This window comes from Pseudomonas serboccidentalis (assembly GCF_028830055.1).
Lineage (GTDB): Bacteria > Pseudomonadota > Gammaproteobacteria > Pseudomonadales > Pseudomonadaceae > Aquipseudomonas > Aquipseudomonas serboccidentalis.
The window spans coordinates 298,252-322,668 of record NZ_CP101655.1; the positions used below are offsets into that span (position 1 = coordinate 298,252).

Genomic DNA, 24,417 nt, shown 5'->3' on the forward strand with positions numbered 1-24,417 from the left:
TCCCTGCTGCCGCACCCTGATCTTCAATTCAGCGCAAAACCTTGTGGCGAGGGAGCTCGCTCCCGCTGGGCTGCGAAGCGGCCCCAAAATTCTGGGTTGCTAATGCAGATTTGCGAGTGCTGCGCACTCAAGCGGGAGCAAGCTCCCTCGCCACAGAAGCGCTCAGCGTTGCCGCATCAAGGAGTGTCTACCATGAATCTGTCGTTGTATCTGCTGACCGTGCTGATCTGGGGCACCACCTGGATTGCCCTGAAATGGCAACTGGGTGTGGTGGCGATTCCAGTGTCGATCGTCTATCGCTTCGGTCTCGCCGCGCTGGTGCTGTTCGTGCTGTTGCTGCTCAGTCGCCGGCTGCAGCCGATGAATCGCCGAGGGCATCTGATCTGCGTGGCGCAGGGCTTGTGCCTGTTCTGCGTCAACTTCATGTGCTTTCTGACCGCCAGCCAGTGGATTCCCAGCGGTCTGGTGGCGGTGGTGTTTTCCACGGCAACGCTGTGGAACGCGCTCAATGCACGGGTGTTCTTCGGCCAGCGCATTGCGCGCAACGTGCTGATGGGCGGGGCGCTCGGCTTGTTCGGGCTGGGGATGTTGTTCTGGCCGGAACTGGCCGGTCATCACGCCAGCCCGCAGACCTTGCTCGGTCTGGCGCTGGCGCTGTGTGGCACGTTGTGTTTCTCGGCGGGCAACATGTTGTCGAGCCTGCAGCAGAAGGCCGGCCTGAAACCGTTGACCACCAATGCCTGGGGCATGGCCTATGGCGCGGCAATGTTGTCGGTGTGGTGCTTGTTCAAAGGCATTCCGTTCGAGATGGATTGGTCGCCGCGCTACGTCGGCGCTCTGCTGTATTTGGTGATCCCGGGTTCGGTGATCGGCTTCACCGCGTACCTGACGCTGGTCGGGCGCATGGGGCCGGAACGTGCGGCGTATTGCACCGTGCTGTTCCCGGTGGTGGCGCTGAACGTGTCGGCGTTTGCCGAAGGGTATCAGTGGACGGTGCCGGCGCTGCTTGGGCTGGTATTGGTGATGTTTGGCAATGTATTGGTGTTTCGTAAATCCAAGGGGGCGGTGTTGCCTCCTCAAGGAAAGTTGGCGTGAAATCCGCGAGCGCTGAACATTCAGCGCTCGACTTTCAATGTGATGTAAAGCAATACCGGTAAGATGAAGTCAACAATGTGCCGCGCCCAGTCCTTGGCGTTCCAGACTTGCGATGTGTCCATGTCGAACCATTCGACGCCGATGACTTGCAGGCAGATGTAATAAACAAAGATCGCGATCAATAAACCAATAATCGAAAACTTCTTGGCATCGTGAAAGGCTTTGTCTGAAGCTTTTATCTTGCGTAGAAGCTGGTAGGTGCCGACCAGGCAGCACGTGGTCCAGATCACTTCCGTGGTGATGATGAACCAGTAGATCCGGTGGTGCAGTATCGGTGACTCGATTGCACGGTAACGGATGTTGGGGTTGGTCTGGGTGGTGTCCATGCTGAGGATGTGACCGACATATGTATAGTTTGACGCGTAGTCGGTGAAGTTGCTGTACATCACCAGCAAGCCGAAAAAACTTATGTAAGCCATCAGGGTAACTTTGCTGTAGCGAATGAGTTTTTGGATGTTCAGGTTGTTCAAGGGTTTCTCCAGAATGTTTATCGTGCTGTCGATAAGTCTGGAGAGTTTAATGTTCTGTGTTGTGTTTTTAGTTGAGGCTTGAGTTGCAAGGTATGTAACGGTTGGCCAAGGGGTTAATTTAAGCGGGCAAGTGCCGATGAGGCGCTTGCCCGTTTTTTCAGCCACGCCAGACTTGCGGATTGACCAGGTCCTGCGGGCGTTCGCCGAGCAGTGCGCTGCGCAGGTTGGCGAGGGCACGGTTGGCCATGGCTTCGCGGGTTTCGTGGGTGGCGGAGCCGATGTGCGGCAATGTCACCGCATTTTTCAGCTGGAACAGGGGCGATTCGGCCAGCGGTTCTTTTTCGTAGACATCCAGGCCGGCGCCACGGATGCGGTTGTTTTGCAGCGCTTCGATCAGCGCCGGTTCATCGACCACCGGGCCACGGGAGATGTTGACCAGGATCGCGCCGGGCTTCATCAGGGCCAGTTCGCGGTGGCTGATCAGGTGGCGAGTCTTGTCGCTGAGCGGCACCACCAGGCAGACGAAGTCGGCTTCGGCCAGCAGTTGATCGAGGCTGCGAAATTGTGCGCCGAGTTGTTGTTCCAGCTCGGTCTTGCGGCTGTTGCCGCTGTAGAGGATCGGCATGTTGAAGCCGAAATGGCCACGACGGGCGACGGCGGCGCCGATGTTGCCCATGCCGACAATACCGAGGGTTTTGCCGTGGACGTCACAGCCGAACAGTGGCGCGCCGACGCTGGCTTGCCATTGGCCGGCCTTGGTCCAGGCGTCGAGTTCGGCGACGCGGCGGGCGCTGCTCATGATCAGGGCGAAGGCGAGGTCGGCGGTGCTTTCGGTGAGCACGTTGGGGGTGTTGGTGAGCATGATGCCGCGTTGGTTGAAGTAGTCGAGGTCGTAATTGTCGTAGCCGACGGAGACGCTGGAGACCACTTCAAGTTTTGTGGCGGTTTCGAGTTGGGCTTTGCCGAGTTTGCGGCCGACGCCGATGAGGCCGTGGGCGTGGGGCAGGGCCTCGTTGAATTGGGCGTTGATGTCGCCGTTTTTGGGGTTGGGAACGATGACGTCGAACTCCTGTTGCAGGCGTTCGATCATTGGGGGGGTGATGCGGCTGAAGGCCAGGACTGTTTTTTTCATTGGGCTGGGGCTCGGGCTTCGGGGCTTTATTGCCAAGCAAGCTAACATTTCTTTGTGGGGTTTGGCTTGTCTTGGCGGCCTCTGGGCCGACCAGGTTCTTGGGGTTTTGGGTGTATATCCGTTTCTGCGGGTGTGGCGGCTGGCGGTTTCGCTCTTACAGCGAGTCACTTTTGCAGACGCCCAAAAGTAACCAAAACGCTGGGCCCCGGCGTTCGGCCCTCGCCGTGGCTCGGGTTCCTTCGTTACGGGGTTCATCCGGGGGCATCGCCTACGGTTTGCTTCGCTGCACCTCCTCTCGATGTGTTTGGCTTCGCCAAACGGTCGCTGCGCTCCCACCCCCGGATGAACCCCTCCACTCAGCCTGCCGAAGGGGCCGGTACGGCAAGATCAAGAGCTGCAGCCGAGCTTGCGCTCATCCTGTTGAGTGGTGAGAAGCGGATGCACCAACTGCCTGCACCCAATCCAGCTGTAGGAGTGAGCCTGCTCGCGATGGCGGCCTGTCAGCCGACCAATCACCAACTGCCTGCACCCAATCTAACTGTGCGAGCTTGCTCGCGAATGCGGTGTGTCATTCAACGCAGGTATTTGCTGACCCACCGCTCCCTCAGGGGTTTAGCTGTGTGCTGCAGACTGGCTGATTTCCACATTATCCAGCACCCGATTCACCGCCAGCTCCGCCAGCATGATGATCTGCTGAATCGCCAGAAGGGTGTGCCGCTGCGGCGGATCGACGTAGGCCGCAATGTCGCTGGTCATGATGCTCGCCGAGGCCAGTGATTCGCAGGCATGAACCAGCAGGCTCTCGTTATCCATATCAGGGGCAACCTGAAACATCGTGCTCGGTTTGTGGAATTTGAGGGTAGTGGCGGAAGGTTTGAGGTAGTGGTCGAGCGCGCGCTCGGCGGCGTCGTGGAGCTTTTTTGAGTCGAGGGATTCGTAGGGGGAAGTGCAGTCCGCTTCGGGCGGATTGGGTGTGGGTTTGATCATGGTGAAGCTCCATTCGGGATGTGGAGTTCGCCACGTACTGCGACCAAGCAATAGGGTGGCGAACCGTACGCAGGTTGGTCGACCAGGGAATGGAAACCCGGCAGGGCCAAGGCCCTCCCACGCACAGCTCGCCATTAAGCAAGCTTGAAAAGTGCGCCATTCTAAACCCGGACGACCAAGTCCGGTCGCTGATTCGTCAACGACCCCCTGAGCCTATCCACCCCACTTCCAACCCACAACCGTCAAAACCTGTCGGAAAACTCCCCTCAAATCACCGCTTCTGTAGGAGCTGCCGTAGGCTGCGATCTTTTGATTTTTAAACATCAAGGGCAAAAGATCGCAGCCTGCGGCAGCTCCTGCAGGTTTCGTAGTGTGTTTAAGGTCAGTTGGCGACTCGGGCTCCAGCGAGGCTGCCGCTTAATTCGTAAGCAGCCAGTTCGGCTTGATGGGCGGCGAGAATTTCCGGCAACGAGCCGCGCAAATACTCAACCCAGGTCTTGATCTTCGCATCCAGGTATTGCCGCGACGGGTAGATCGCGTACAGGTTGAGTTCCTGCGAGCGGTAGTTCGGCATCATCCGCACCAGCGTGCCGTTGCGCAGGCCTTCGATGGCGGCGTAGACCGGCAGCACGCCGACGCCCATGCCGCTGATGATTGCGGTTTTCATCGCGTCGGCGGAGTTCACCAGGAAGGGCGAGCTGTTGATGGTGACCATTTCCTGGCCGTCGGGGCCGTTGAAGGCCCATTTTTCCAGGGGGATCACCGGGCTGACGAGGCGCAGGCAGGCGTGGTTCAGCAGGTCGCTGGGCTTTTGCGCGCAGCCGTTGGCTTTCACGTAGGCCGGGGAGGCGCAGACGATGCTGTAGGTGATGCCCAGGCGTTGCGAGACGAAGCCTGAGTCCGGCAGTTCGGTGGCCAGCACGATGGACACGTCGTAGCCCTCGTCGAGCAGGTCCGGCACGCGGTTGGCCATGGTCAGGTCGAAGGTCACGTCCGGGTGGGTCTTGCGGTAGCGGGCGATGGCGTCGATCACGAAGTGCTGGCCGATGCCGGTCATGGTGTGCACTTTCAGCTGGCCGGCGGGGCGGGCGTGGGCTTCGCTGGCCTCGGCTTCGGCTTCTTCGACATAGGCCAGGATCTGTTCGCAGCGCAGCAGGTAGCGCTTGCCGGCCTCGGTCAGGGCGATGCGCCGGGTCGTGCGATTGAGCAGGCGGGTTTGCAGGTGGGCTTCCAGGTTGGAGACCGCGCGCGAGATGTTGGCCGTGGTGGTGTCGAGTTGCACGGCGGCGGCGGTGAAGCTGCCGGCTTCGGCCACACAACTGAAGGCGCGCATGTTTTGCAATGTGTCCATGGGGTGCTCTCAAGGGAGATGGCAAATTGTGACACGAAGTTTCAGGGGCTGAGAGCCCCGACCAAGGGATTATCTCGCTAACGGTAACAAAGATTCACAGGAATCCCAGCTTATCGCCACAAAGGCACCCACCTAGAATTGCGCCGTTCCCTGTAGGAGCTGCCGCAGGCTGCGATCTTTTGATCTTGATTGTGAACAGCAAAATCAAAAGATCGCAGCCTTCGGCAGCTCCTACACCAGTCCCCCGGTTTATCCCTTTCAGGAATTTGCAGCTGTGCCGCGTCGCATCAACAGAGCGCTTTTGCCGCTCAGTGTTCTGGCTATCACCCTGGGTCTCAGCGGCTGCATCGGTACCGGAGGAATTGCCCCGCAGGGCAAAGCGTTGGAGGCCAATACGCTGGCTACCGATGACGCGATTGCCCACGCCGCCAAAGACGCCAACTGGCCCACCGCGCAATGGTGGCAAGCCTACGGTGACCCGCAACTCAATCACTGGATCGACCTCGCCGTGCAGGGCAGCCCGACCATGGCCATGGCCGCTGCGCGGGTGCGTCAGGCCAAGGCGATGGCCGGTGTCGCCGAAGCGGCCGAGTCGTTGCAGATCAATGGTGAATCGACGCTCAAGCGCCACAATTGGCCGACCGACCAGTTCTACGGCCCCGGCAAGCTGGCCAACAGCACCACCTGGGACAACAACGCCGCGCTGGGTTTCAGCTACGCCCTCGACCTTTGGGGCCGCGAAAGCAATGCCACCGAACGGGCAGTGGATCTGGCGCACATGAGCGCTGCAGAAGCGCGGCTGGCGCAGCTGGAATTGCAGAACAACATCGTGCGCGCCTACATCGAGCTGTCGCTGCATTACGCCCAGCGCGACATCGTCGCCGCGACGCTCAAGCAGCAACAGCAGATTCTTGATCTCGCGCAGAAGCGTCTGGACGGCGGCATCGGCACGCACTTCGAAGTCAGCCAGGCAGAAACACCATTGCCGGAAACCCATCGGCAACTGGATGCGCTGGACGAAGAAATTGCCCTCAGCCGCAATCAGATCGCTGCGCTCGCGGGCAAAGGCCCGGGCGACGGCGCGCAGTTGCAGCGGCCGACCCTGGCACTGGGGGCTGCGTTGAAACTGCCGTCGGCATTGCCTGCGGAGTTGCTCGGTCAGCGGCCGGACGTGGTCGCCAGTCGCTGGCAGGTGGCGGCGCAGGCGCGCGGCATCGATGTGGCGCACGCCGGGTTTTATCCCAACGTCGATCTGGTCGGCAGCCTCGGCTACATGGCCACCGGCGGCGGAGCGCTGGAGTTTTTGACCGGCAAGAAGCTCAACTACAGCGTCGGCCCGGCGATCTCCTTGCCGATTTTCGACGGTGGGCGCCTGCGCAGCGAACTGGGTGAAGCGTCCGCCGGGTATGACATTGCCGTGGCGCATTACAACCAGACGCTGGTCAATGCGCTGAAGAACATCTCCGACCAGTTGATCCGCCGCGAGTCGATGGACAAGCAGCAAGCCTTCGCCGCCGAGTCGGTGGCCACCGCGCAGAAGACCTACGACATCGCGATGATCGCCTATCAGCGTGGCCTCACCGATTACCTCAACGTGCTCAATGCGCAGACCTTGCTGTTCAAGCAGCAGCAAGTGCAGCAGCAGGTGCAGGCGGCGCGGTTGAGTGCGCATGCCGAGCTGGTGACGGCGCTGGGTGGCGGCCTCGGGGCTGGCAACGATGTGCCCGCTGCCGAGAAAACCCAGGCCCCGAAAACCCCGGTTCTCCTGCGGTGAACCCCATCTACCAGGCAACTGTTTCTCTGTGGCGAGGGGGCTTGCCCCCGCTTGAGTACGCAGCGCTCACAAGATTTTTGGGCCGCTTCGCAGCCCAACGGGGGCAAGCCCCCTCACCACAGGTTTTTGCATCCGCTGCGCAATTATTCCGTGCCAATTCATTGAGCAAGACCAAATGACTCCCTTGCCCGCACCAATACGCTGGCTCTACTCCCTGGAATGGCGTCGGGGTTTGTTTGACTGGGCGCGCAGCGATGGCGTGACCTGGGTGTATATCTTCAAGGTATTGCTCGCCGCGTTTCTCACGCTGTGGCTGGCGATGCGTCTGGAGTTGCCGCAGCCGCGCACGGCGATGATCACCGTGTTCATCGTCATGCAGCCGCAGAGCGGCCATGTGTTCGCGAAGAGTTTCTATCGCTTCCTCGGCACCCTGGCCGGGTCGGCGATGATGGTCACGCTGATCGCGCTGTTCGCGCAGAACACCGAACTGTTCCTTGGCTCGCTGGCGATCTGGGTCGGTATCTGCTCGGCCGGTGCCGCGCGCTGCCGTAACTTTCGCGCCTACGGTTTTGTCCTCGCCGGCTACACCGCGGCGATGGTCGGGCTGCCGGCGCTGGCGCATCCGGACGGGGCGTTCATGGCCGCTGTGTGGCGGGTGCTGGAGATCTCGCTGGGGATTCTCTGCTCGACCGTGGTCAGTGCCGCGATCCTGCCGCAAACCGCCAGTGCGGCGATGCGCAACGCCTTGTATCAGCGCTTCGGTGTGTTTGCCCTGTTCGTCACCGATGGCCTGCGTGGGCGCAGCAAGGCCGACGCCTTCGAGACCAACAACGTGCGCTTCATCGCCGAAGCGGTGGGCCTGGAAGGGCTGCGCAGCGTGACGGTGTTCGAAGACCCGCACATGCGTCGGCGCAACGGTCGCCTCAGTCGTTTGAACAGCGAGTTCATGGGCATTACCACGCGCTTCAATGCCTTGCATCAGTTGCTGGAGCGCCTGCGCGGCAACGGTGAAGAACACGTGGTGGCCGCGATCAAACCGGGCCTGCAGGATCTGGCCGAAGTGCTCGACGGCTTCAGTGGCCGCGCCTTGACCAGCCCGGACGCTGCGCGTCTGGCGACGGCGCTGGCGACCTACAAGGAAGGTTTGCCGACTCGCGTGCGAACCCTGCGCGCAACCTTCCAGCAAACCGGTCCGAGTGAAGCCGAGCAACTGGATTTTCACACCGCCTACGAACTGCTCTATCGCTTCGTCGACGACCTGCACAGTTATGCCCAGACCCACGCCTCGCTGGCCGATCACAGCCACGAACGCGAGCGCTGGGACGAGCCGTTCACCCCGCAAACCAACTGGTGGGCCGCCGCCGCTTCGGGGATTCGCGCCTCGTTCATCCTGATTGTGCTGGGCAGTTACTGGGTTGCCACCGCGTGGCCAAGTGGCGCGACCATGACCTTGATTGCTGCGGCGACCGTGGGCCTGTCCGCCGCCACACCGAACCCGAAACGCATGGCGTTCCAGATGGCCTGCGGTACTTTCCTTGGGGCACTGATCGGTTTCGTCGAGATGTTTTTCATCTTCCCGTGGATCGATGGTTTCCCGCTGCTGTGCGTGATGCTTGCGCCGGTGATCGTACTCGGTTCGTTTCTCGCTTCGCGGCCGCAATACGCCGGGGTCGGTCTCGGTCTGCTGATCTTCTTCAGCACCGGTTCGGTGCCGGACAACCTGACCGTCTACAACCCCTACACCTTCATCAACGACTACATCGCCATGGTCATGGGCATGCTGGTCTGCGCGGCGGCGGGGGCAATCATTCTGCCGCCGAACAGTCGCTGGTTGTGGAAGCGGCTGGAGCAGGATCTGCGCGGCCAGGTGGTCTACGCGATCAGTGGCAAGCTCAAGGGCCTGGCGTCGAGTTTCGAGAGCCGCACCCGCGACCTGTTGCATCAGGCTTATGGCCTCGCCGCCGGGCAGCCTGCCGTGCAAAAGAAGCTGCTGCGCTGGATGTTCGTGGTGCTGGAAGTCGGCCACGCGATTATCGAGCTGCGCAAGGAACAGGCGATTCTCCCGGTGCACCCGGCGTATGCCGAATCGCAGCCGTGGCGTCAGGCGATCCGCGTGATGGGCCGGGCGCTGGTGCGACTGTTTCTGCAACCGAACCAGAGCAATCTGGAGCGCGCACTGGTGGCGGTCGATCACGCGATCAGCCGGGTTGCCGCGACCGACGAGCCGTTCGCGCCGCACTTCGACACCTCGGCCCTGCGCCGGGTGAAGAGCTACCTGCACTTCATTCGCACCTCGTTGCTCGATCCGCAATCACCGCTCGCCGCCTATGCCGTCGCCAAGCCCGAAGGACTTGCCCATGCCTCGTGAAATCGCCTTCCACGGCGTGTACATGCCGACCATGACCCTGATGTTTTTTGTCGCTGCGGCCCTGGCCTGGGCGCTGGACCGGTTCCTCTCGGGGTTTGATCTGTACCGCTTCTTCTGGCACCCGGCGCTGCTGCGCCTGAGCCTGTTTACCTGTTTGTTCGGCGCCATGGCGCTGACTGTTTACCGTTGACTCTCTATCTCTGAAGAAGGCCCTGATGAAAAAGTTTTTCAGCCTGCTCGCGACCCTGCTGGTGCTGGCCCTGGCGCTGTGGATCGGCCGCACGTTGTGGGAGCACTACATGAACACCCCGTGGACCCGCGACGGGCGCGTTCGCGCCGACATCATCAACGTCGCGGCCGACGTCACCGGTGAAGTCATCGACGTGCCGGTGCGCGACAACCAGCTGGTGAAGAAGGGTGACTTGCTGATGCAGATCGACCCCGAGCACTACCGTATCGCGGTCAAACAGGCGCAGTCGCTGGTCGCTTCGCGCAAGTCGACGTGGGAGATGCGCAAGGTCAACGCGCATCGCCGCGCCGATATGGACAACCTGGTGATCTCCAAGGAAAACCGTGACGACGCCAGCAACATCGCCGACGCTGCGCTGGCCGATTACCAACACGCGCAAGCGCAACTGGAAGCCGCCGAACTCAACCTCAAACGCACCGAAGTACGTGCAGCGGTGGACGGCTACGTGACCAACCTCAACGTGCATCGCGGTGATTACGCGCGCATCGGCGAGGCGAAAATGGCCGTGGTCGACATGAACTCGTTCTGGGTCTACGGCTTCTTCGAAGAGACCAAATTGCCGCACGTGCGCGAGGGTGACAAGGCCGACATGCAACTGATGAGCGGCGAAGTGCTCAAGGGCCATGTAGAAAGCATTTCCCGCGGCATCTACGACCGCGACAACCCGGAAAGCCGCGAGCTGATCGCCGATGTGAACCCGACCTTCAACTGGGTGCGCCTGGCGCAGCGGGTGCCGGTGCGGATTCACATCGATGAAGTGCCGGAAGGTGTGTTGTTGGCGGCGGGGATTACCTGCACCGTGGTGGTGAATCAGGACACGGGAGAGTAAACCTGTGGCGAGGGAGCTTGCTCCCGCTCGGCTGCGTAGCAGTCGTAAAATCTGACTGCGCGGTTTGCCTGACAGGGTTGGGGGCAGGTATTGGGGCTGCTGCGCAGCCCAGCGGGAGCGAGCTCCCTCGCCACAAAGGGATCGCGTCAGCCTTGGCAAAACGTCTCCTGCAAATGCCGCCACAGCACCTGCCCGGCCTCGTTTTTTTCAAACACCACCGTCGAGCGCCGATCCGTGTGCAACCCGCTCGCATCGGTCTGCTGCTCGCGGTAACTCAACGTTGCGCCGCGCTCATGCAGCGCAATTACGCGTAGCTCACTGAGCTCAATCCTGAAGCCTGACTTCTTCCCGCCCGCCGCCTGAAACAGTGCGCGCAAGGCTGCGACATCCAGCGCCCGGCCCAGCGGTGTGACCATGGAAAAGTCCGCCGAGAAGCGGCTCAGCAAGCGCTTCAGTTCGGCCGAATCCTGCTCCACGGCAAACCACTGTTCGATGGCCTCATGTGCCTGGATCACTTCGTCAAAATATTCTTGGTAGTCAGTCATGTGGATTTTTCCTGAAGGGGAGGTGAGCTCAGCAGGGCGAGCACGTGGGTGGCATCGAAACGCAGCACGGCGACCATCGGCAACAGCGTCAGCAGTGCGGCGGCGAGAAAGCAGTAGTGAAAACCGTTGCCGCCGAGTGCGCCCAGCAGTGAGCTGAGCAGCGCCGCACCCAGGCAGAAACCGAGTTGGCGATTGATGTTCCACAGGGCGCTGGAGTGGCCCATTTTTTCCGGCGCGATGCCGACAAACGCCAGGGTTTGCGCGGTGACGCTGCACAGACTGCCGCCCAGCCCCATCAGCGCGTAGGCGATGATCAGCGGCGCAGCGGCGGGGTGTTCGATGCGCATCAGCAGGACAATGCCCAGGCATTGCAGGAGCATGCCGGCGATCAGCAACGGCTTGGGGCCGATGCGATTGAAGCTGCGTTTGCCGAGCATGATCGCCACGCCCGAGGCCGCGGCCCAGGCCAACATCAGTGCGCCGGTTTGCGCCGCGCCGACACCGAGGTCGTGCAGGTACAGCACGGCAATCATGTTGGTCCCGGTAAAGACCCCGGGCACGAACAGGTAGATCAGCATCGCCAGGCGTAGCGACGGGCTTTTGATCAGTTGCAGGTCGAGGACGGCGTCGGGTTTGTGCCAGCCATCGCGCAGGTACAGCCATAAGGTCAAGGCACCGAGCAGCAAGATGCCGCCCGCGAGGTGACGGGTCGCGGAGGCGCTCGCCAGGCTCACGGCAATCAGCAACAGACTCAGGGCTGAGACCGCCAGCAGCAGGCCGCGAATGTCCAGCGTCGGGCGTTCCGTGGTGGGTTGATCGGCTTTCAACCACAGCAAGCCCAGGGCGAAAGCCAACAGCGCCATTGGCATGTTCAGGTAGAAAATCCAGCGCCACGACAAGGCCTCTACGATCAGGCCGCCCGCCGCCGGTGACAGGGCCGGTACCATCAGCGCCACCAACAGCACCACGCCAGTGAGGTGCGCACGCTGCGCCGCCGGGAATTGCCGATACGCCAAGGCCTGACCGACCGGCAGCAACAAGCCGCCACCGAGCCCTTGCAGCAGGCGCCAGCCAATCAGGCTTTCAATCGAGCCAGACTGGGCCACCAGACCCGAAGCGATCCCGAACAGCAGCAGCGAACCGAGGATCAGCCGGCGCTCGCCCAGGCGTGCGGCCAGCCACACGCTCATCGGAATGATCAGCGTCAGCCCGAGCATGTAGGCGTTGGTGATCCACGCCAATTGCGTCACCGATGCCTGTAGTTCTCGGGCGATGTCCGGGTAGGCAATGCTGGCGGCGAACATGTTCAGCAAGTCGAGGGCGAACCCGAACAAATACACCAGCGCGACTTTCGAGCGATAGGCCATGGCAGCTTCCCTGTGATGAGGCGTGCAGGTTAGGGCGCTTGTGGCGTTAGGAAAACGCTGGTTTGCCTGCTAGTTTGTCAAAATTATTTTGACAGAGAGTGCCGTGACGATGGTCAGCCTGGACCGTTTTGACACGTTCAAAGCCGTGGTGGAGGCCGGGTCACTGACGGCCGCCGCCGATACGTTGGGCCAGACCCGGGCAGTGGTGAGTTTCAACCTCAAACGGCTGGAAGAGGAACTGGGCGTCACGTTGCTCACGCGCAACACCCGACAACTGGCCCTGACCGATGCCGGCGAACGCTTTTATCGACGCTGTTTGCGCACCCTCGACGAAGCGCGACTGGCGATCGAGGAAGCGCGTTCCGAGCATTCGCAACTCAAGGGCACGTTGCGCATCACCACCACCGTGGAATTTGCCCTGGCCCAAGTGGTGCCGGCGCTGGAGGTGTTTCGTCAGCAACAGCCGCAATTGAACATCCACCTGTCGACGTCCTCGACCCATGCCGATCTGATCTCCGAGCGCTTTGACATGGCGATCCGCCTGGGCCGCATGCACGACTCCAATCTGCGGGCGGTGCAGTTGTCGACGTTCGAAGTGTTTGCAGTGGCGGCGCCAGGTTTGGTCGAGCGCTTCACGCCGGTGGCCACGCTGGCGACGCTGGAGTCGATGCCGACGCTGGGGCATGGGCGAGTGCCGGAAATGACGGTCACTGACCCGGCCGGCAGCGAGCACGTCTACCAGCCCAAACCGGGGACCACCGCCATCGTCGCCGACAACTCGGCGACGTTGCGTGCGTTTGCGTTGACCGGGCAAGGCGTGGCGATTTTGCCGCAATGGTTGATTCAGGATGATCTGGAGGCCGGGCGTTTGGTGCGCTTGCTGGCCGATTACCGTTTTGCCCAACAGGGGGTGTATGCGCTGTACCCGGATACCCGGCATTTGCCGCTGAAGGTGCGGGCGTTTATTGATTTCATGAAGGGGTGGGGCTGAGGATCTCGAGTGATTGTTCCGGCCTCTTCGCGGGCAAGCCACGCTCCCACAGGTTTTTGTGTCGTTCTGGATATCTGTGTACGCCGCAAAACCTTGTGGGAGCGTGGCTTGCCCGCGATGGGGGCGCCTCGGTCTCAGAGCTTCCCACGCAACCCGAACCGCTTCATCAACGTCGACTCCAGCAACCCTTTGGGCAGCAGTGTCGCCAGCAACGGCAACGCCCGGCTGCCATTCCCGATGCGAATCAACCGCGGCGGCTTGTCCTGTTGCACAGCCTTGAGCAGTTGCGCGGCAAACTCACTGGTCGGCGTCGGTTTGTCCTGCGAGGCCTTGGCCCGCGCGCGGATCCCCTCACGCAACGGAAACCACGGCGATTGCTCGTTGATCAACTGCTCCGCCTCATGCCCGGCATTCTTGGCGAAGCTCGACTGAATCGCCCCGGGCTGCACTTCCATCAGGCGAATGCCGAACGGCGCCAGTTCCATGCGCAACGCATCGCTCAGGGCATGCACGGCGGCTTTCGAGGCGCAGTAGGCGCCGGCGAATGGCGTGACCAAAACCCCAGACACACTGCCGATGTTCACCACCAGGCCCTTGGCCCGGCGCAGCACCGGGAACAGTGCGCGAGTCACGCCGACAATCGAGAACACGTTGGTTTCGAACTGGCGCTGCATGGCCGGTACGCCGCCGTCGAGCAGCGGCCCCATGGCGCCATAACCGGCGTTGTTGATCAGCACATCAAGGCCACCGTGTTGCTGGTTGATCCGCTCACCAAGCTGTTCCAGCGCCACGCTGTCATTGACGTCCAGCTGGATCGCCGTGAACCCGGCAGCGGCGAGGGCCGAGACGTCTTCGGCCCTGCGCGCACTGGCCCAGACCTCGTAGCCGGCGGCTTTGAACGCATCAGCGAGGGCGCGGCCTATGCCGCTGGAGCAACCGGTGATCAACGCAACGGGCATGGCGCATTCCTTGTGCAAGAAAGTTAAGGGAGGGGATCAGTCGGAGAAACTGCCCTGCAAACGCTCGGCGCGGAACTCCAGGGTTTGCGGACGATAACCGGGACGCAGTGGTGGCATTGGCAAGCAATCTTCCCAGTTGCCGCCGGCCTGCAATTCACCGGGGCCGCGATAGCGCGGCGCGGTGTATTGGTTGTCGGCCAGGTTGACAGTGTCACCGGGCGCGTAAGCGGCGATGCGCCAGCGCAGTTCGGTCAGCGGGACGTCGTTGCCGTTTTTCATTTTCAGTTGCAGCGGACGATCTGCCGGGCACTGTTCAGGGGCGTAGGCAATGCGCATCTCCAGACGCGCCAGTTGCTTGAGCTCGCGGTTGTCCAGCCACACCACCCAGACCGCCACCAGCCCCAAGCCAACGGCGGCAGCCACCGACACCGGTACAGCCTTGGCCGGATAGCGCAGCAACAGGACCAGCCAGGTGATGACCAGCAAAACGCCGATGAACATGTCGCACAACCTCGCGGGGATAGAGGGGCATCCTACCTAAGCGTAGGTGAGGTTGGCGATGGGCAGGGCAAAGTCAAAAGATCGCAGCTTGCGGCAACTCCTACAGTTGGAATGCGTTTTCCCTGTAGGAGCTGCCGCAGGCTGCGATCTTTTGCTTCAAAAAAAGCCCCCGCCCAACCCGCTGCGGATAGGGGACGCAGTGGGCTGGACGGGGGCTTCTTGTTACGCGGTGATCACTGCGCGATGGTTTTCACCGACACGCCGCGTTCGATCGGGGTGGAGCGACCGTAGATATCTTCGAAGCGTTCGATATCGTCCTCGCCCAGGTACGAACCCGATTGCACTTCGATGATTTCCAGCGGGATCTTGCCCGGGTTGCGCAGGCGGTGCACCGAGGCGATCGGGATGTAGGTCGACTGGTTTTCGCAGAGCAGGAACACGTTTTCATCGCAGGTCACTTCGGCGGTGCCGCTGACCACGATCCAGTGTTCGGCGCGGTGGTGGTGCATCTGCAGCGACAGGCACGCACCCGGCTTCACCGAGATGTGCTTGACCTGGAAACGCCCGCCCATGTCCACGGAATCATACGAGCCCCACGGACGGTAGACCTCGCAGTGGTTCTGGGTTTCGCTGCGGCCCTGCTCGTTGAGGGTGGCGACCATCTGCTTGACACCCTGGACCTTGTCCTTGTGGGCGATCATCATCGCGTCTTTGGTTTCGACCACGACGATGTTCTCCAGGCCGATCACCGACACCAGTTTGCCGTTGCCGTGGATCATGCAGTTCTTGCTGTCCTGGATCACCACGTCGCCTTTGCTGACGTTGCCGTTGGCGTCCTTCTCGTTGACTTCCCACAGCGACGACCAGCAACCGACATCGCTCCAGCCAGCAGTCAGCGGCACCACGCAGGCGCGCTGGGTTTTTTCCATCACGGAGTAGTCGATGGAATTGTCCGGGCAGCAGGCGAAGGTGGCCTCGTCCAGCGTGACGGTGTCGGCGTCCTGCTGGCTGCGCTCAAGGGTCAGCAGGCAGGTGTCGTAGATGTCCGGATCGTGCTTTTTCAGCTCTTCGAGGAAGCGGCTGGCGCGGAACAGGAACATACCGCTGTTCCAGTAGTAGCCGCCGGATTCGACGTACTCGGTGGCGCGTTTGACGTCGGGTTTTTCGACGAAGTGCGAAACGCGGCTGACGCCTTCGGGCAGCAGCGAATCAGCGGTGGACTTGATGTAGCCGTAACCGGTTTCCGGTTTGGTCGCCGGCACGCCGAACAGCACCATTTCGCCGTTTTCAGCGGCCACAGTCGCCAGGGCGAGGGCGCGTTGCAGGGCTTTCTGGTCTTCCAGCACGTGGTCGGCCGGCAGCACCAGCATCAACTCGTCACGACCTTCATTGACCAGCATCATCGCGGTCAGCGCCACCGCCGGCGCGGTGTTGCGGCCGAACGGTTCCATCAGGATGCGCTGGCATTCGAGGTTACGGTTGGCCAACTGCTCGTTGACGATGAAGCGGTGATCCTTGTTGCAGACCACGATCGGCGTGTCCATGCCTTCGAACACCAGGCGCTCCAGGGTTTGCTGGAACAGCGTGTGCTCACCGGTCAGGGCGAGGAATTGCTTAGGGAATTGTTTGCGCGAAAGTGGCCACAGACGCGAACCGCTACCACCTGACAAGATCACCGGAATCATGTTGTTTACTCCATAAAAATCAATTGGGTTAGAGGCACGAACGTTGTGTCGTTTCACTCTTGTTTTTGTCTCGTACCGAGAGGCCACCGCATTCCCCTGTAGGAGCTGCCGAAGGCTGCGATCTGTTGATCTTGATCTTTAAAAGCAAAGTCAAAAGATCGCAGCGTGCCGCAGCTCCTACAGGGATCAGCGTCTCATCGGAAAAATGATTAACGCGTCGACACCGGGCGTTTCACCCAGACTGGCGACAGGCTGCTGCCGGAACCCGTGACGTACAGCACGGCTGCTTCACCGCGCTCCAGGGCAACCGGTTTCACGTCGCCGACTTTCTTGTCGCCTTCGTACAGCGCCAGGCTGACTTTCACCGGGTTGATTTCACGTTCGCCACGGCCCTTGGCGGCCACGTTCGGCACCACGTCGGTCTTGCCATCGGCGGTCTTCAGGGTCAGCGGCTTGTCGCTGAGGTTCTGCACGCGCACCAGGGATTTCTGCTTGTTCTTGAACGGCGGCTCTTCGATCAGTTGCGGCGCGCCGGACGCGTTGTTGACCAGGGTGTAGTAGTGGTCACCGGTGAGTTTGACCGGCAGGGTCTGGCTGCCGATCTTGGCGCTGTAGTCGCCGCCCGGCATGAAGCTGAAATCGCTGCTGGCCAATGGCGCAACATCGCTCAGGTTGGTGCTGCCGACGGTGGCGCTGACTTCGGCGTTGCTGGCGTTGTAGACCCGCACGAAGGTCGAGCCTTTCGGTGCGGTCGGGCCGTACAGTGCGGCGTCACCACCGGCAAAAGCCTGTACCGACAGCACGCTGAGGCCAGCGACCAGTGCGAAGCGTTTTGCGAGACGACGAGGAGTAGTTGTGAAAGTCATGGTGTTACCTCTCTTTCAGTTTTGCGCCCGATCGGGCGTCTCGGATTTAGTGTTGATGGCTACGTTTTGTTGGCGAGCACCGGCTTGTTTGAGCTCTGCGACCCACTGCGGGTCGGCGTCGCCGATTTCGTTGTTCACAGGCAGATATCGTTCAGGAAACTCCCAGATCAGCACCTGTGGCGGGCTGTTCTTGAAGTCATCGCTTTTCAGGTAGCTGAGCATCGGCAGGATCGGGCCATGGCCGTCTTCGGCGTAGTTCACGACGTCGCTGTGCAGCGCTTGTTTCAGCGCACCGACGAAGTTCCAGTTGGGGTTGGCGCTGTAGCTGGTGCCGATCAGCGCGACCGGCACTTCGCTGTTGGCGAACAGCGCGTCGTCACCGGCAGGCTGCTCGGCGGCGGCCACGGTGTTGCGCTTTTGCAGCGGCTCTTGCGCCGGCATCAGGTTTTCGAACAGCGGATCAAGCGGCAGAAACAGACGCAGGTCGCCCTTGTGCGTGACCTTCTCTGCCGGCGTGGTGACGAAACGCTGCGGCTCGCCGCTGAGCGGGAACTTGTCGGCGATGGTTTTCGCCAGGGTGTTGGCCGCGATCTCGGCGCCTTCAGGCGTCCAGTGGGTGTCGGTGCGCAGGAACACTTGCTGACCGTTCTGCTTGGCCTGTTGCAGCGGGCCGAGCAGGTCCGGGGCGAGGATCTTGTCCGCCGCGACACGGGCGTGGAAGTCCTGATACAGGTTTTCGTGGATGCTCGCCGGTTTCACTTCACCCAGGTGTTCCGGGTACAGGCGAACCTTGGCCGGGACGATCGCCATCACCAGTTTCACGCCTTTGGCCTTGAGGGTCTGGCGCACGCCTTCGACCAGCGCGTAGTTACCTTGCAGGTTCAGCTCTTCGTTGACGATCGGGTTGAATTCCTCGTCGCTGTACAGCCACTGATCGCGACCGAGCACCACGCCCGGACGACCTTCGTTGAACAGTTTGAAATCCAGCGCAGCCCAAAGGTTGGTGCCCAGACGCTTGATCGGAAACTGGTCGTCGTAGTGGGTTTCCACGGCTTTGGTCCAGCGACCGTTGAGCACCGTCGCGTCGGCGTTGGTGCTGAAGCCGAAGAAGCTGCGCACCGACCACAGACCGAGCACCAGCAGGGTCACCAGAAACAGCGCGATGTAGAAGATGCGTAATGAGCGGGTCATGTCAGATCCCTCAGAACTGGAAGTAAAGGAACGGCGAGAAGCTTTGCGCCGAGAGCTTGAGAATCGAGGCGATGAACAGCAGCAGGATCAAGCCGCGCATCACATAGCGCGACCAGTCCGCGGTCCAGTAGGCCGGTTGCACCTGGGCTTCGACGCCGACGGTGTAGCCAGGCTCATGGATGTTCGCCGGGTTTTCGCCGGGGGCGGCTTTGATCATTCCCGGGGTCGAAGTGGCAGGGCCGTCGGCCTCGACGTTGACTTCAGGTTTGGTCTTGACCGGCGGCTGATTGGTGTACAGGTCACGCAGGCCGAAGAACGCCAGCGTTGCGTACGCCACCACCAGCGTTGCCACTTGCAGACCGGTGAGGCTGGCGCGGTTGAGTTCCGACAGCGACCAGTCGCCGAAGCTGAACATCGCGCCGTACATGCGCCCGGCAACGTGCAGGTTTTCGGCGCGGAAGATCACCCAGCCCATCACCACCAGCAGGAAGGTCAGTGCCCAGCGGATCGGATTGAGGCTGCGCGGCGAGGTGTTGATGCCGAGCATTTTCTCGATCGCCAGCCACATGCCGTGCCAGGCACCCCAGACGATGTAGGTGATGTTCGCGCCGTGCCACAGACCACCCAGGAGCATGGTCAGGAACAGGTTGCGATAGGTCATCAGTGTGCCTTTGCGGTTACCGCCGAGGGTGATGTACAGGTAGTCACGCAGCCAGGTCGACAGGCTGATGTGCCAGCGGCGCCAGAACTCGGTGATCGACTGGCTGATGTACGGCTGCTTGAAGTTTTCCATGAAGCGGAAACCCATCATCAAGCCCAGGCCGATGGCCATGTCGCTGTAACCGGAGAAGTCGAAATACAGTTGCGCGGTGTACGCCAGCGCACCCAGCCAGGCATCACCGGTGGTCGGGTTTTGCAGGGCGAAGCAGTGGTCGGCAACTACCGCCAGGGTGTCGGCGATGAACACCTTCTTGATGAAACCCTGCATGAACCGCGTGCAGCCTTCGGAGAACTTGTCGAGGGTGTGGGTGCGGTTGTTGAACTGGTCGGCGAGGTCGCGGAAACGCAGGACCGGGCCGGCAATCAGGTGCGGGAAGATCGCCACGAACGCCGCGAAGTCGATCAGGTTGCGCGTGGCCGGGGTGTCGCCGCGGTACACGTCGATGATGTAGCTGATCGACTCGAAGATGTAGAACGAGATGCCGATCGGCAACAGCACGTGGGTCAGGATGAACGGCTCCAGACCGAACGAGGTCATGATCGCGTTGATGCTGTCCACGCCGAAGTTGGCGTACTTGAAGTAGCCGAGGATGCACAGGTCGACCGCCACGCCGAGCAGCAGCCAGCGCTGCGCCGGTTTGGTCCTGACGCCAGCGGCACCGACTTTGAGGCCGATCCAGTAGTTCCACAGCGTCACCGCTGCGAACAGCGCGAGGAAGTCCACTCGCCACCACGCGTAGAACACGTAGCTGGCGATCAGCAGCAACAGGTTGCGATAGCGTTGCCCGCTCAGGTAGTACAAGCCGAGAAAGATCGGCAAGAACAGAAACAGGAACACGTTGGATGAAAATACCATCCCGATCTCTCCATGTTTGAACCAACAGTCAAGGGCCAAAGCCCCCCCAAACCCCCCACGTAGAACCGGAGGGCCAACTCACAAATCTAAAACCTGACACCGGCCCCCTGTAGGAGCTGCCGAAGGCTGCGATCTTTTGATCTTGATCTTTGAAGGCAAGATCAAAAGATCGCAGCCTTCGGCAGCTCCTACATTGGGATGTGTGCGGCCTACGAACCCTTGTTGCCCTTTTCATGGGACGGGTCGTAGACCTTGGTCAGGTCGCCACCGAGGCGGAAGGTCTTGAACGGTTGCATACCGTGCTTCTTCTCGATCACATCCGGCGGGCAGGTGTAGAGGGTGCAGAACGGTTCGAGCCAGGCGAATTTCATGTCCTCTTTCAGGTCGGTCATGTCCTGCTCTTTGCCGTTCTTCTTCTCGAATGCATCCGGGTCTTTCACCCCGGCCAGTACCCGATCACCCAGGCGCTTGAGCGCGCTGTTGTTTTCCTGACGCAGATCGACACCGTTGACCTGGGCGAAACTGGCGATCATCGCCAGCGGCGGCAGGGCGTAGTTGTGATAGGCGAGGGCGCGTTGCTGGCGCTTGAGTTCGTTGGGCAGGAAGCCGTCGGCGTCGACTTGATTGACCCCGACCTTGTATTCCTTCACCGCCCAGTCGAACAGGTCGCGACGGTTGGTGGCGACGGCGGTTGCCATCACCGACCAGGCAGCCCAGTACGAGTGGTTGTTGGTTTTTTCCAGCGGCAGGTTGTCCCAGTCGCTGACCACCTGATCGGCCATCTTGCTGAACCACGCCTCGATCTGCTGCGCCTCTTGCTGATGCGCGGCCAGCGGATGCGAGTCGGAGAACTTCAGGCGAATGTACGAAGAGGCCATGCTGCCCAGCGCCCATTTGCGCATCGATTTGCCGGTGTGGTTGAAGTCTTTCGACATCAACGCGTCGGCCTTGGCCCAAGCGGTCAACCAGTTGAGCGTGCAATCGAGCTGCTCCGGGCGACCGTCACGCATGAACTGCATCACCCGTTTGGCGGTGCCGCGCTCCAGCGTGGTGATGTCTTTGGTGGTGTCACGGAAGGCTTTTTCCGACTGCACGTTCAGTGTCGCGCGGGCCTTGTCCGAGCCTTCGTATTTGCTGCGAAATTGCAGCGGACCGGTGTACGGCGCGGGCATCGCGTCGCAGCCTTCGCTCTTGTCGCCGGTCTTGAATTTATCCACCGGCGCGAAGTAGCCCTGCGGCGGGCGCAGTGGCGCGGCGGCCTGAGTGGCGCCGGCGAACATCGCCAGGCTCAACAGGGTGGGAGCCAGTAAAGATTTCAATTTCGGATTTCGCATAGCAGACCTCATTGCCCGACCTGAGCGGTTTGTTGCCCAGCGCCCGGGAATACGTTGCGTTTGCAGATTTTCGCTTCGACTTTTTGTGGCGCGGTGCCCGCTTCCGGACCCTGGACTTCGACCGCCAGCAGGTTTTGCGAGGCCCAGTCTTCGTCGGTGCGCAACTCGAAGGCGAAACGACCGTCGGTGTCGGAGGTTTCCGGTTTCTCGATCTTGATGTCCTCGTGGCGACCGTTCATGTACCAGAGGGTGGCGTGCAGGGTTTTCACCGAGGTGTCGGCGAAGCGGATGTCGACCTGGTGGCTGCTGTTCTGCAGGTTCAGGTTCTTGCTGTTGACCAGCAGTTCTTGTTTGCTGCCCGGCTTCAGCGTGGCGCTGCCGGTCATCTGTGCATCTTTGCCTTCGCAACCGTTGTCGAGCAGGGCCATCATCTGGCGATAGATGGTTTCCTGGTCGAGACGGTACAGCGGCGAGAATTCCCAGATGAGAATCTTCGGCGGAGTCTTCTGGAATTCGTCGCTGCCCAGGTACTGCAGCATCGAACCTTCCAGACCACCGCCGGGGAAGGCGACGTTGAGAATGTCGGCGCCGATCGCCTCTTCGAGGAAGCCGGCGAAGTTGTAGTTCTTGCCGCTGTGCGAGGTACCCACGAGAGTGATTTGCGGGTTGCCGGAATCACCGAACAGGTCGCCATCACCGGCTTCGCCTTTCGGCTCGGTGGTGAACTGGTCCATGTACTGGATCGCGTAACTGGTGCCACACAGTTGCCCGGCCATGTTGTGCAGGGTGCCGGTCTTGCCCATGCGCCCGGTGCGCTTGGTCTCGAATTCACGCTTGGGAATGTCGGCGAAGGCCGGGATCTGCTTGACCTTCTCGGCGACGATTTTCGCCGTGCGCTGTGCGCCGTACGGGGTCCAGTGCTGGTCGCCACGGAAGTAGAAATCGTGGGCGGGCAGGGTGTCTGGCAGCGATTCGTTGGTCAGCGGCGACAGGTCTGGCACCACGTAACCCATCTGCGCGAAACGGCCGAGCATGGTCTTGTAGTTGCCCAGCGCTTTCTCGTAATCGAACGCGGCTTTTTCCTGCGGGTTGAGCTTGTTGCGGTTCACCAGGCCACGGGTCGGCTGGTAAACGATCACCAGCTCGACGCCTTTGGCCTTGAACGCATCGTGCAGCTGTTGCAGGCGCTTGTAGCCGGCCGGGGTGGTGTTGAACTCGGTGCGCAAATCTTCCTGCGTGCGGAACAGCCAGTCGCCCTGCGCCTGCACCAGGGTGGTGAAGTTCTGCTGATAACGCGTGGTGTAGTTCTTCGCGTCATGGGCGGCCGGGCACAGGTTGCAGCACGGTTCGGCGTTGAACTTCGGCGGGGTGGCGCCCGCCGCTTCATCGGCGCGGGCGCCATTGCTCGCCGCCAGAATGCCCACGGTCAGGGCCGACAGGCTGAGTAATTTGATCAAGTGTGAGTGCATGGAATTATCCTCAGTCCCGCATTTCGGTCTGGCGTTCGACAGGGTCGATCAGCACGGCTTTCTGCTGGCGCACCAGCAGGTCGAGAATTTCATCCTGGCGCTCGCCAAGGATGCCGTTGAAGCTGATGCCGCTGGATTTGGTCGGCGCCAGCATCGATACCCGGTACAGCTCGACGCTCAACGGCGAGTCGATGGCCATCGGGCCGCTGCCGTTGGCCGCCAGTTCACCGCCGACCACGATCAGCGACACCTGGGCGTCGAACGGGTCGAGCTTGATGTCACGGTCGGTGTCGGTCAGGTCCTTGATGTGGCCGTAGACGCCGGTCAAACCGTTGGCCATGGCCACGTTTTCGTACAGACGGATGTTCACGCTGTTACGAATGCGGATGCCGTGGCGCTTGTTGCTGATGACCTTGTTGCCCCACAGCAGGTTGTCGGCAGACTCGTAGAGGGTGATGCCGTCGGTGTGGTTCTTGTAGATCTCGTTGTAGGCAATGAGGTTGTTGACGCTGTTCCGGTCGATCACCAGGCCCGAGAGATGGTTGTCGAAGCTCTTGTTGTTGAAGATGAAGCTGTCGTTGACCTCACGGGAAATAATGATCCCGTGCTTCTTCTTCGTACCGTACACAGTGTTCTCGGCGATGATCAGACCGTGGGAACGGTCGTGCGGGTCGATGCCGTAGACGATGTTGTCTTTGTAGGTGTTGCCCTTGACCACGAAGTCACGGGTCTCATAGCAGTAGAAGCCGTACCACATGTCAGAGAACTCGGAGCCGACGATCCAGCCGGTCGGTTCAGGACGCTTGAGGACCTTGGCCATGTTCGGCGTGTACTGGGAAATACTCACCCCGTACGACTTACTGTTGGCGTAGCCGAAGCTGGCCATCTTGCTGTTGACGATGTAGGTCTCGGTGCCGCCCCAGGCGAGCAGAAACGGACGGAATTCCTTCGGCGTACGGAAGGTGGCCGGGCCGTTGTCCTTCTCGCGCCAGCCGGTGACCTTGGTGTCACGCACGAACAGCTGACCGTCGTTGACCAGGAACGAACCCGCCTCCTGCGACAGGCGCAACTCCTGGGTCTGGCCATCGATTTCGAGGATGCCTTTGCGCCCGACCACGATCGGCAACTTCGCCAGATACACGCCCGGCGAGGTCTCGCTGAAGTACTGCTTGGGCAGTTTCTTCGCCAGATCCTTGAGGTTCAGGTAGCCGTCGTCGACGAAGATCGCCTGCGGGATGCCGTGCTGACGCACCACCCATTCGGCCATCTTGTTGTCGCCGCCGATAAAGTCCTTCAGGGCGTCTTCCTGCATCATCCGGCGCACGCTGATCTTGCCCGGTTTGCTGCGCACGATTTTCGCGGCAGCGGCCTCGGCGGTGAAGCCGGACAGGTCGGGCAGTGTCGGCTTGGCCAGTTCCAGCGCCTCGGTCGGCGCGCTGCTGACGGTGTAGGTCTTGGCTTGTTGCAGCTCTTTGGCGGTGGTCACCGGTTTGCCTTGTTGAGGCACAACCGGTTCCACGGTGGCGAAGGCGCCAGCGGAGGCCAGCAGCATGGCGCCGGCCAACAGGCTGATCGAGCCTTTCCTTGCATGGTGCATGTCGGGCACTCCCTTGGCGG

Annotated in this window: 21 protein-coding genes; 6 read left to right on the forward strand and 15 right to left on the reverse strand. The window is 61.2% G+C overall.

Translation table 11 applies throughout. The features are described from left to right. Nucleotides 1–192 precede the first annotated feature (192 nt). On the forward strand, nucleotides 193–1,095 hold the full coding sequence (locus tag NN484_RS01265; protein ID WP_215501781.1) for a DMT family transporter: 903 nt from the start codon (nucleotides 193–195) through the stop codon (nucleotides 1,093–1,095). Between the two features lie 20 nt (nucleotides 1,096–1,115). On the opposite strand, the gene NN484_RS01270 is transcribed toward NN484_RS01265, so the two are convergent. The 4 genes from NN484_RS01270 to NN484_RS01285 all read right to left on the reverse strand — a co-directional run bounded on the left by NN484_RS01270 (nucleotide 1,116) and on the right by NN484_RS01285 (nucleotide 5,095). After that, nucleotides 1,116–1,625, reverse strand: a complete 510-nt coding sequence (locus NN484_RS01270; protein WP_215501780.1) for a DUF2165 family protein — start codon at nucleotides 1,623–1,625, stop codon at nucleotides 1,116–1,118. A gap of 157 nt (nucleotides 1,626–1,782) precedes the next feature. Then, a complete protein-coding gene (locus NN484_RS01275) occupies nucleotides 1,783–2,757 on the reverse strand; it encodes a 2-hydroxyacid dehydrogenase (RefSeq protein ID WP_274658464.1) in 975 nt (324 codons plus the stop codon). Nucleotides 2,758–3,369: 612 nt separating this feature from the next. Then, nucleotides 3,370–3,744 (reverse strand): DUF6124 family protein, encoded by a 375-nt coding sequence (locus tag NN484_RS01280; RefSeq protein WP_127651089.1) that lies wholly within the window; start codon nucleotides 3,742–3,744, stop codon nucleotides 3,370–3,372. 382 nt (nucleotides 3,745–4,126) lie between these two features. After that, on the reverse strand, nucleotides 4,127–5,095 hold the full coding sequence (locus NN484_RS01285; RefSeq protein WP_215501778.1) for a LysR family transcriptional regulator: 969 nt from the start codon (nucleotides 5,093–5,095) through the stop codon (nucleotides 4,127–4,129). A 274-nt stretch (nucleotides 5,096–5,369) separates the two neighbouring features. Between NN484_RS01285 and NN484_RS01290 the strand changes: the two genes are divergently transcribed. The 4 genes from NN484_RS01290 (at nucleotide 5,370) to NN484_RS01305 (ending at nucleotide 10,316) form a co-directional block, all read left to right on the forward strand. Continuing rightward, nucleotides 5,370–6,869, forward strand: a complete 1,500-nt coding sequence (locus tag NN484_RS01290) for an efflux transporter outer membrane subunit (protein ID WP_127651087.1) — start codon at nucleotides 5,370–5,372, stop codon at nucleotides 6,867–6,869. A 175-nt stretch (nucleotides 6,870–7,044) separates the two neighbouring features. Then, nucleotides 7,045–9,237: an FUSC family protein gene (locus tag NN484_RS01295; protein ID WP_215501776.1), complete on the forward strand. Its 2,193-nt coding sequence runs from the start codon at nucleotides 7,045–7,047 to the stop codon at nucleotides 9,235–9,237. Next, entirely contained in the window at nucleotides 9,227–9,427 is a 201-nt protein-coding gene (locus tag NN484_RS01300) for a DUF1656 domain-containing protein (RefSeq protein ID WP_003221811.1), read from the forward strand. Before NN484_RS01295 ends, NN484_RS01300 begins: the two co-directional genes overlap by 11 nt. Before the next feature lie 25 nt (nucleotides 9,428–9,452). Then, complete coding sequence (locus NN484_RS01305; protein ID WP_274658465.1) at nucleotides 9,453–10,316, forward strand: efflux RND transporter periplasmic adaptor subunit; 864 nt, start codon at nucleotides 9,453–9,455, stop codon at nucleotides 10,314–10,316. A 146-nt stretch (nucleotides 10,317–10,462) separates the two neighbouring features. Here NN484_RS01305 and NN484_RS01310 read toward each other — a convergent pair whose 3' ends face one another. After that, nucleotides 10,463–10,861, reverse strand: a complete 399-nt coding sequence (locus NN484_RS01310) for a DUF4440 domain-containing protein (protein WP_274658466.1) — start codon at nucleotides 10,859–10,861, stop codon at nucleotides 10,463–10,465. Next, nucleotides 10,858–12,228 (reverse strand): MFS transporter, encoded by a 1,371-nt coding sequence (locus NN484_RS01315; RefSeq protein WP_274658467.1) that lies wholly within the window; start codon nucleotides 12,226–12,228, stop codon nucleotides 10,858–10,860. The genes NN484_RS01310 and NN484_RS01315 overlap by 4 nt, the downstream gene beginning before the upstream one ends. 109 nt (nucleotides 12,229–12,337) lie before the next feature. On the opposite strand from NN484_RS01315, the gene NN484_RS01320 reads away from it, so the two are divergent. Beyond that, entirely contained in the window at nucleotides 12,338–13,219 is an 882-nt protein-coding gene (locus tag NN484_RS01320; protein WP_215501929.1) for a LysR family transcriptional regulator, read from the forward strand. Nucleotides 13,220–13,353: 134 nt separating this feature from the next. Here the strand turns inward: NN484_RS01320 and NN484_RS01325 are convergent, their stop codons facing one another. The 9 genes from NN484_RS01325 to algG all read right to left on the reverse strand — a co-directional run bounded on the left by NN484_RS01325 (nucleotide 13,354) and on the right by algG (nucleotide 24,397). Continuing rightward, the gene (locus NN484_RS01325) at nucleotides 13,354–14,178 is read right to left on the reverse strand and encodes an SDR family oxidoreductase (RefSeq protein ID WP_215501772.1); all 825 of its coding nucleotides are present in this window, start codon (nucleotides 14,176–14,178) and stop codon (nucleotides 13,354–13,356) included. A 36-nt stretch (nucleotides 14,179–14,214) separates the two neighbouring features. Further along, nucleotides 14,215–14,679 carry a multidrug transporter gene (locus tag NN484_RS01330; RefSeq protein WP_274658468.1) on the reverse strand — a complete coding sequence of 155 codons (465 nt, stop codon included), beginning with the start codon at nucleotides 14,677–14,679 and terminating at the stop codon, nucleotides 14,215–14,217. Between the two features lie 233 nt (nucleotides 14,680–14,912). Beyond that, entirely contained in the window at nucleotides 14,913–16,364 is a 1,452-nt protein-coding gene (locus tag NN484_RS01335; protein WP_127651076.1) for a mannose-1-phosphate guanylyltransferase/mannose-6-phosphate isomerase, read from the reverse strand. Nucleotides 16,365–16,573: 209 nt separating this feature from the next. After that, the gene (locus tag NN484_RS01340; protein ID WP_274658469.1) at nucleotides 16,574–17,230 is read right to left on the reverse strand and encodes an alginate O-acetyltransferase AlgF; all 657 of its coding nucleotides are present in this window, start codon (nucleotides 17,228–17,230) and stop codon (nucleotides 16,574–16,576) included. A 15-nt stretch (nucleotides 17,231–17,245) separates the two neighbouring features. Next, complete coding sequence (locus tag NN484_RS01345) at nucleotides 17,246–18,421, reverse strand: alginate O-acetyltransferase (RefSeq protein ID WP_127651074.1); 1,176 nt, start codon at nucleotides 18,419–18,421, stop codon at nucleotides 17,246–17,248. A gap of 10 nt (nucleotides 18,422–18,431) precedes the next feature. After that, a complete protein-coding gene (locus tag NN484_RS01350; RefSeq protein ID WP_274658470.1) occupies nucleotides 18,432–19,997 on the reverse strand; it encodes an MBOAT family O-acyltransferase in 1,566 nt (521 codons plus the stop codon). Nucleotides 19,998–20,206: 209 nt separating this feature from the next. Then, nucleotides 20,207–21,331: a mannuronate-specific alginate lyase gene (locus NN484_RS01355; RefSeq protein WP_127651072.1), complete on the reverse strand. Its 1,125-nt coding sequence runs from the start codon at nucleotides 21,329–21,331 to the stop codon at nucleotides 20,207–20,209. Between the two features lie 8 nt (nucleotides 21,332–21,339). Beyond that, the gene (locus NN484_RS01360) at nucleotides 21,340–22,800 is read right to left on the reverse strand and encodes an alginate O-acetyltransferase (protein WP_274658471.1); all 1,461 of its coding nucleotides are present in this window, start codon (nucleotides 22,798–22,800) and stop codon (nucleotides 21,340–21,342) included. Nucleotides 22,801–22,810: 10 nt separating this feature from the next. After that, the gene (gene algG, locus NN484_RS01365) at nucleotides 22,811–24,397 is read right to left on the reverse strand and encodes a mannuronan 5-epimerase AlgG (protein WP_274658472.1); all 1,587 of its coding nucleotides are present in this window, start codon (nucleotides 24,395–24,397) and stop codon (nucleotides 22,811–22,813) included. Nucleotides 24,398–24,417 lie beyond the last annotated feature (20 nt).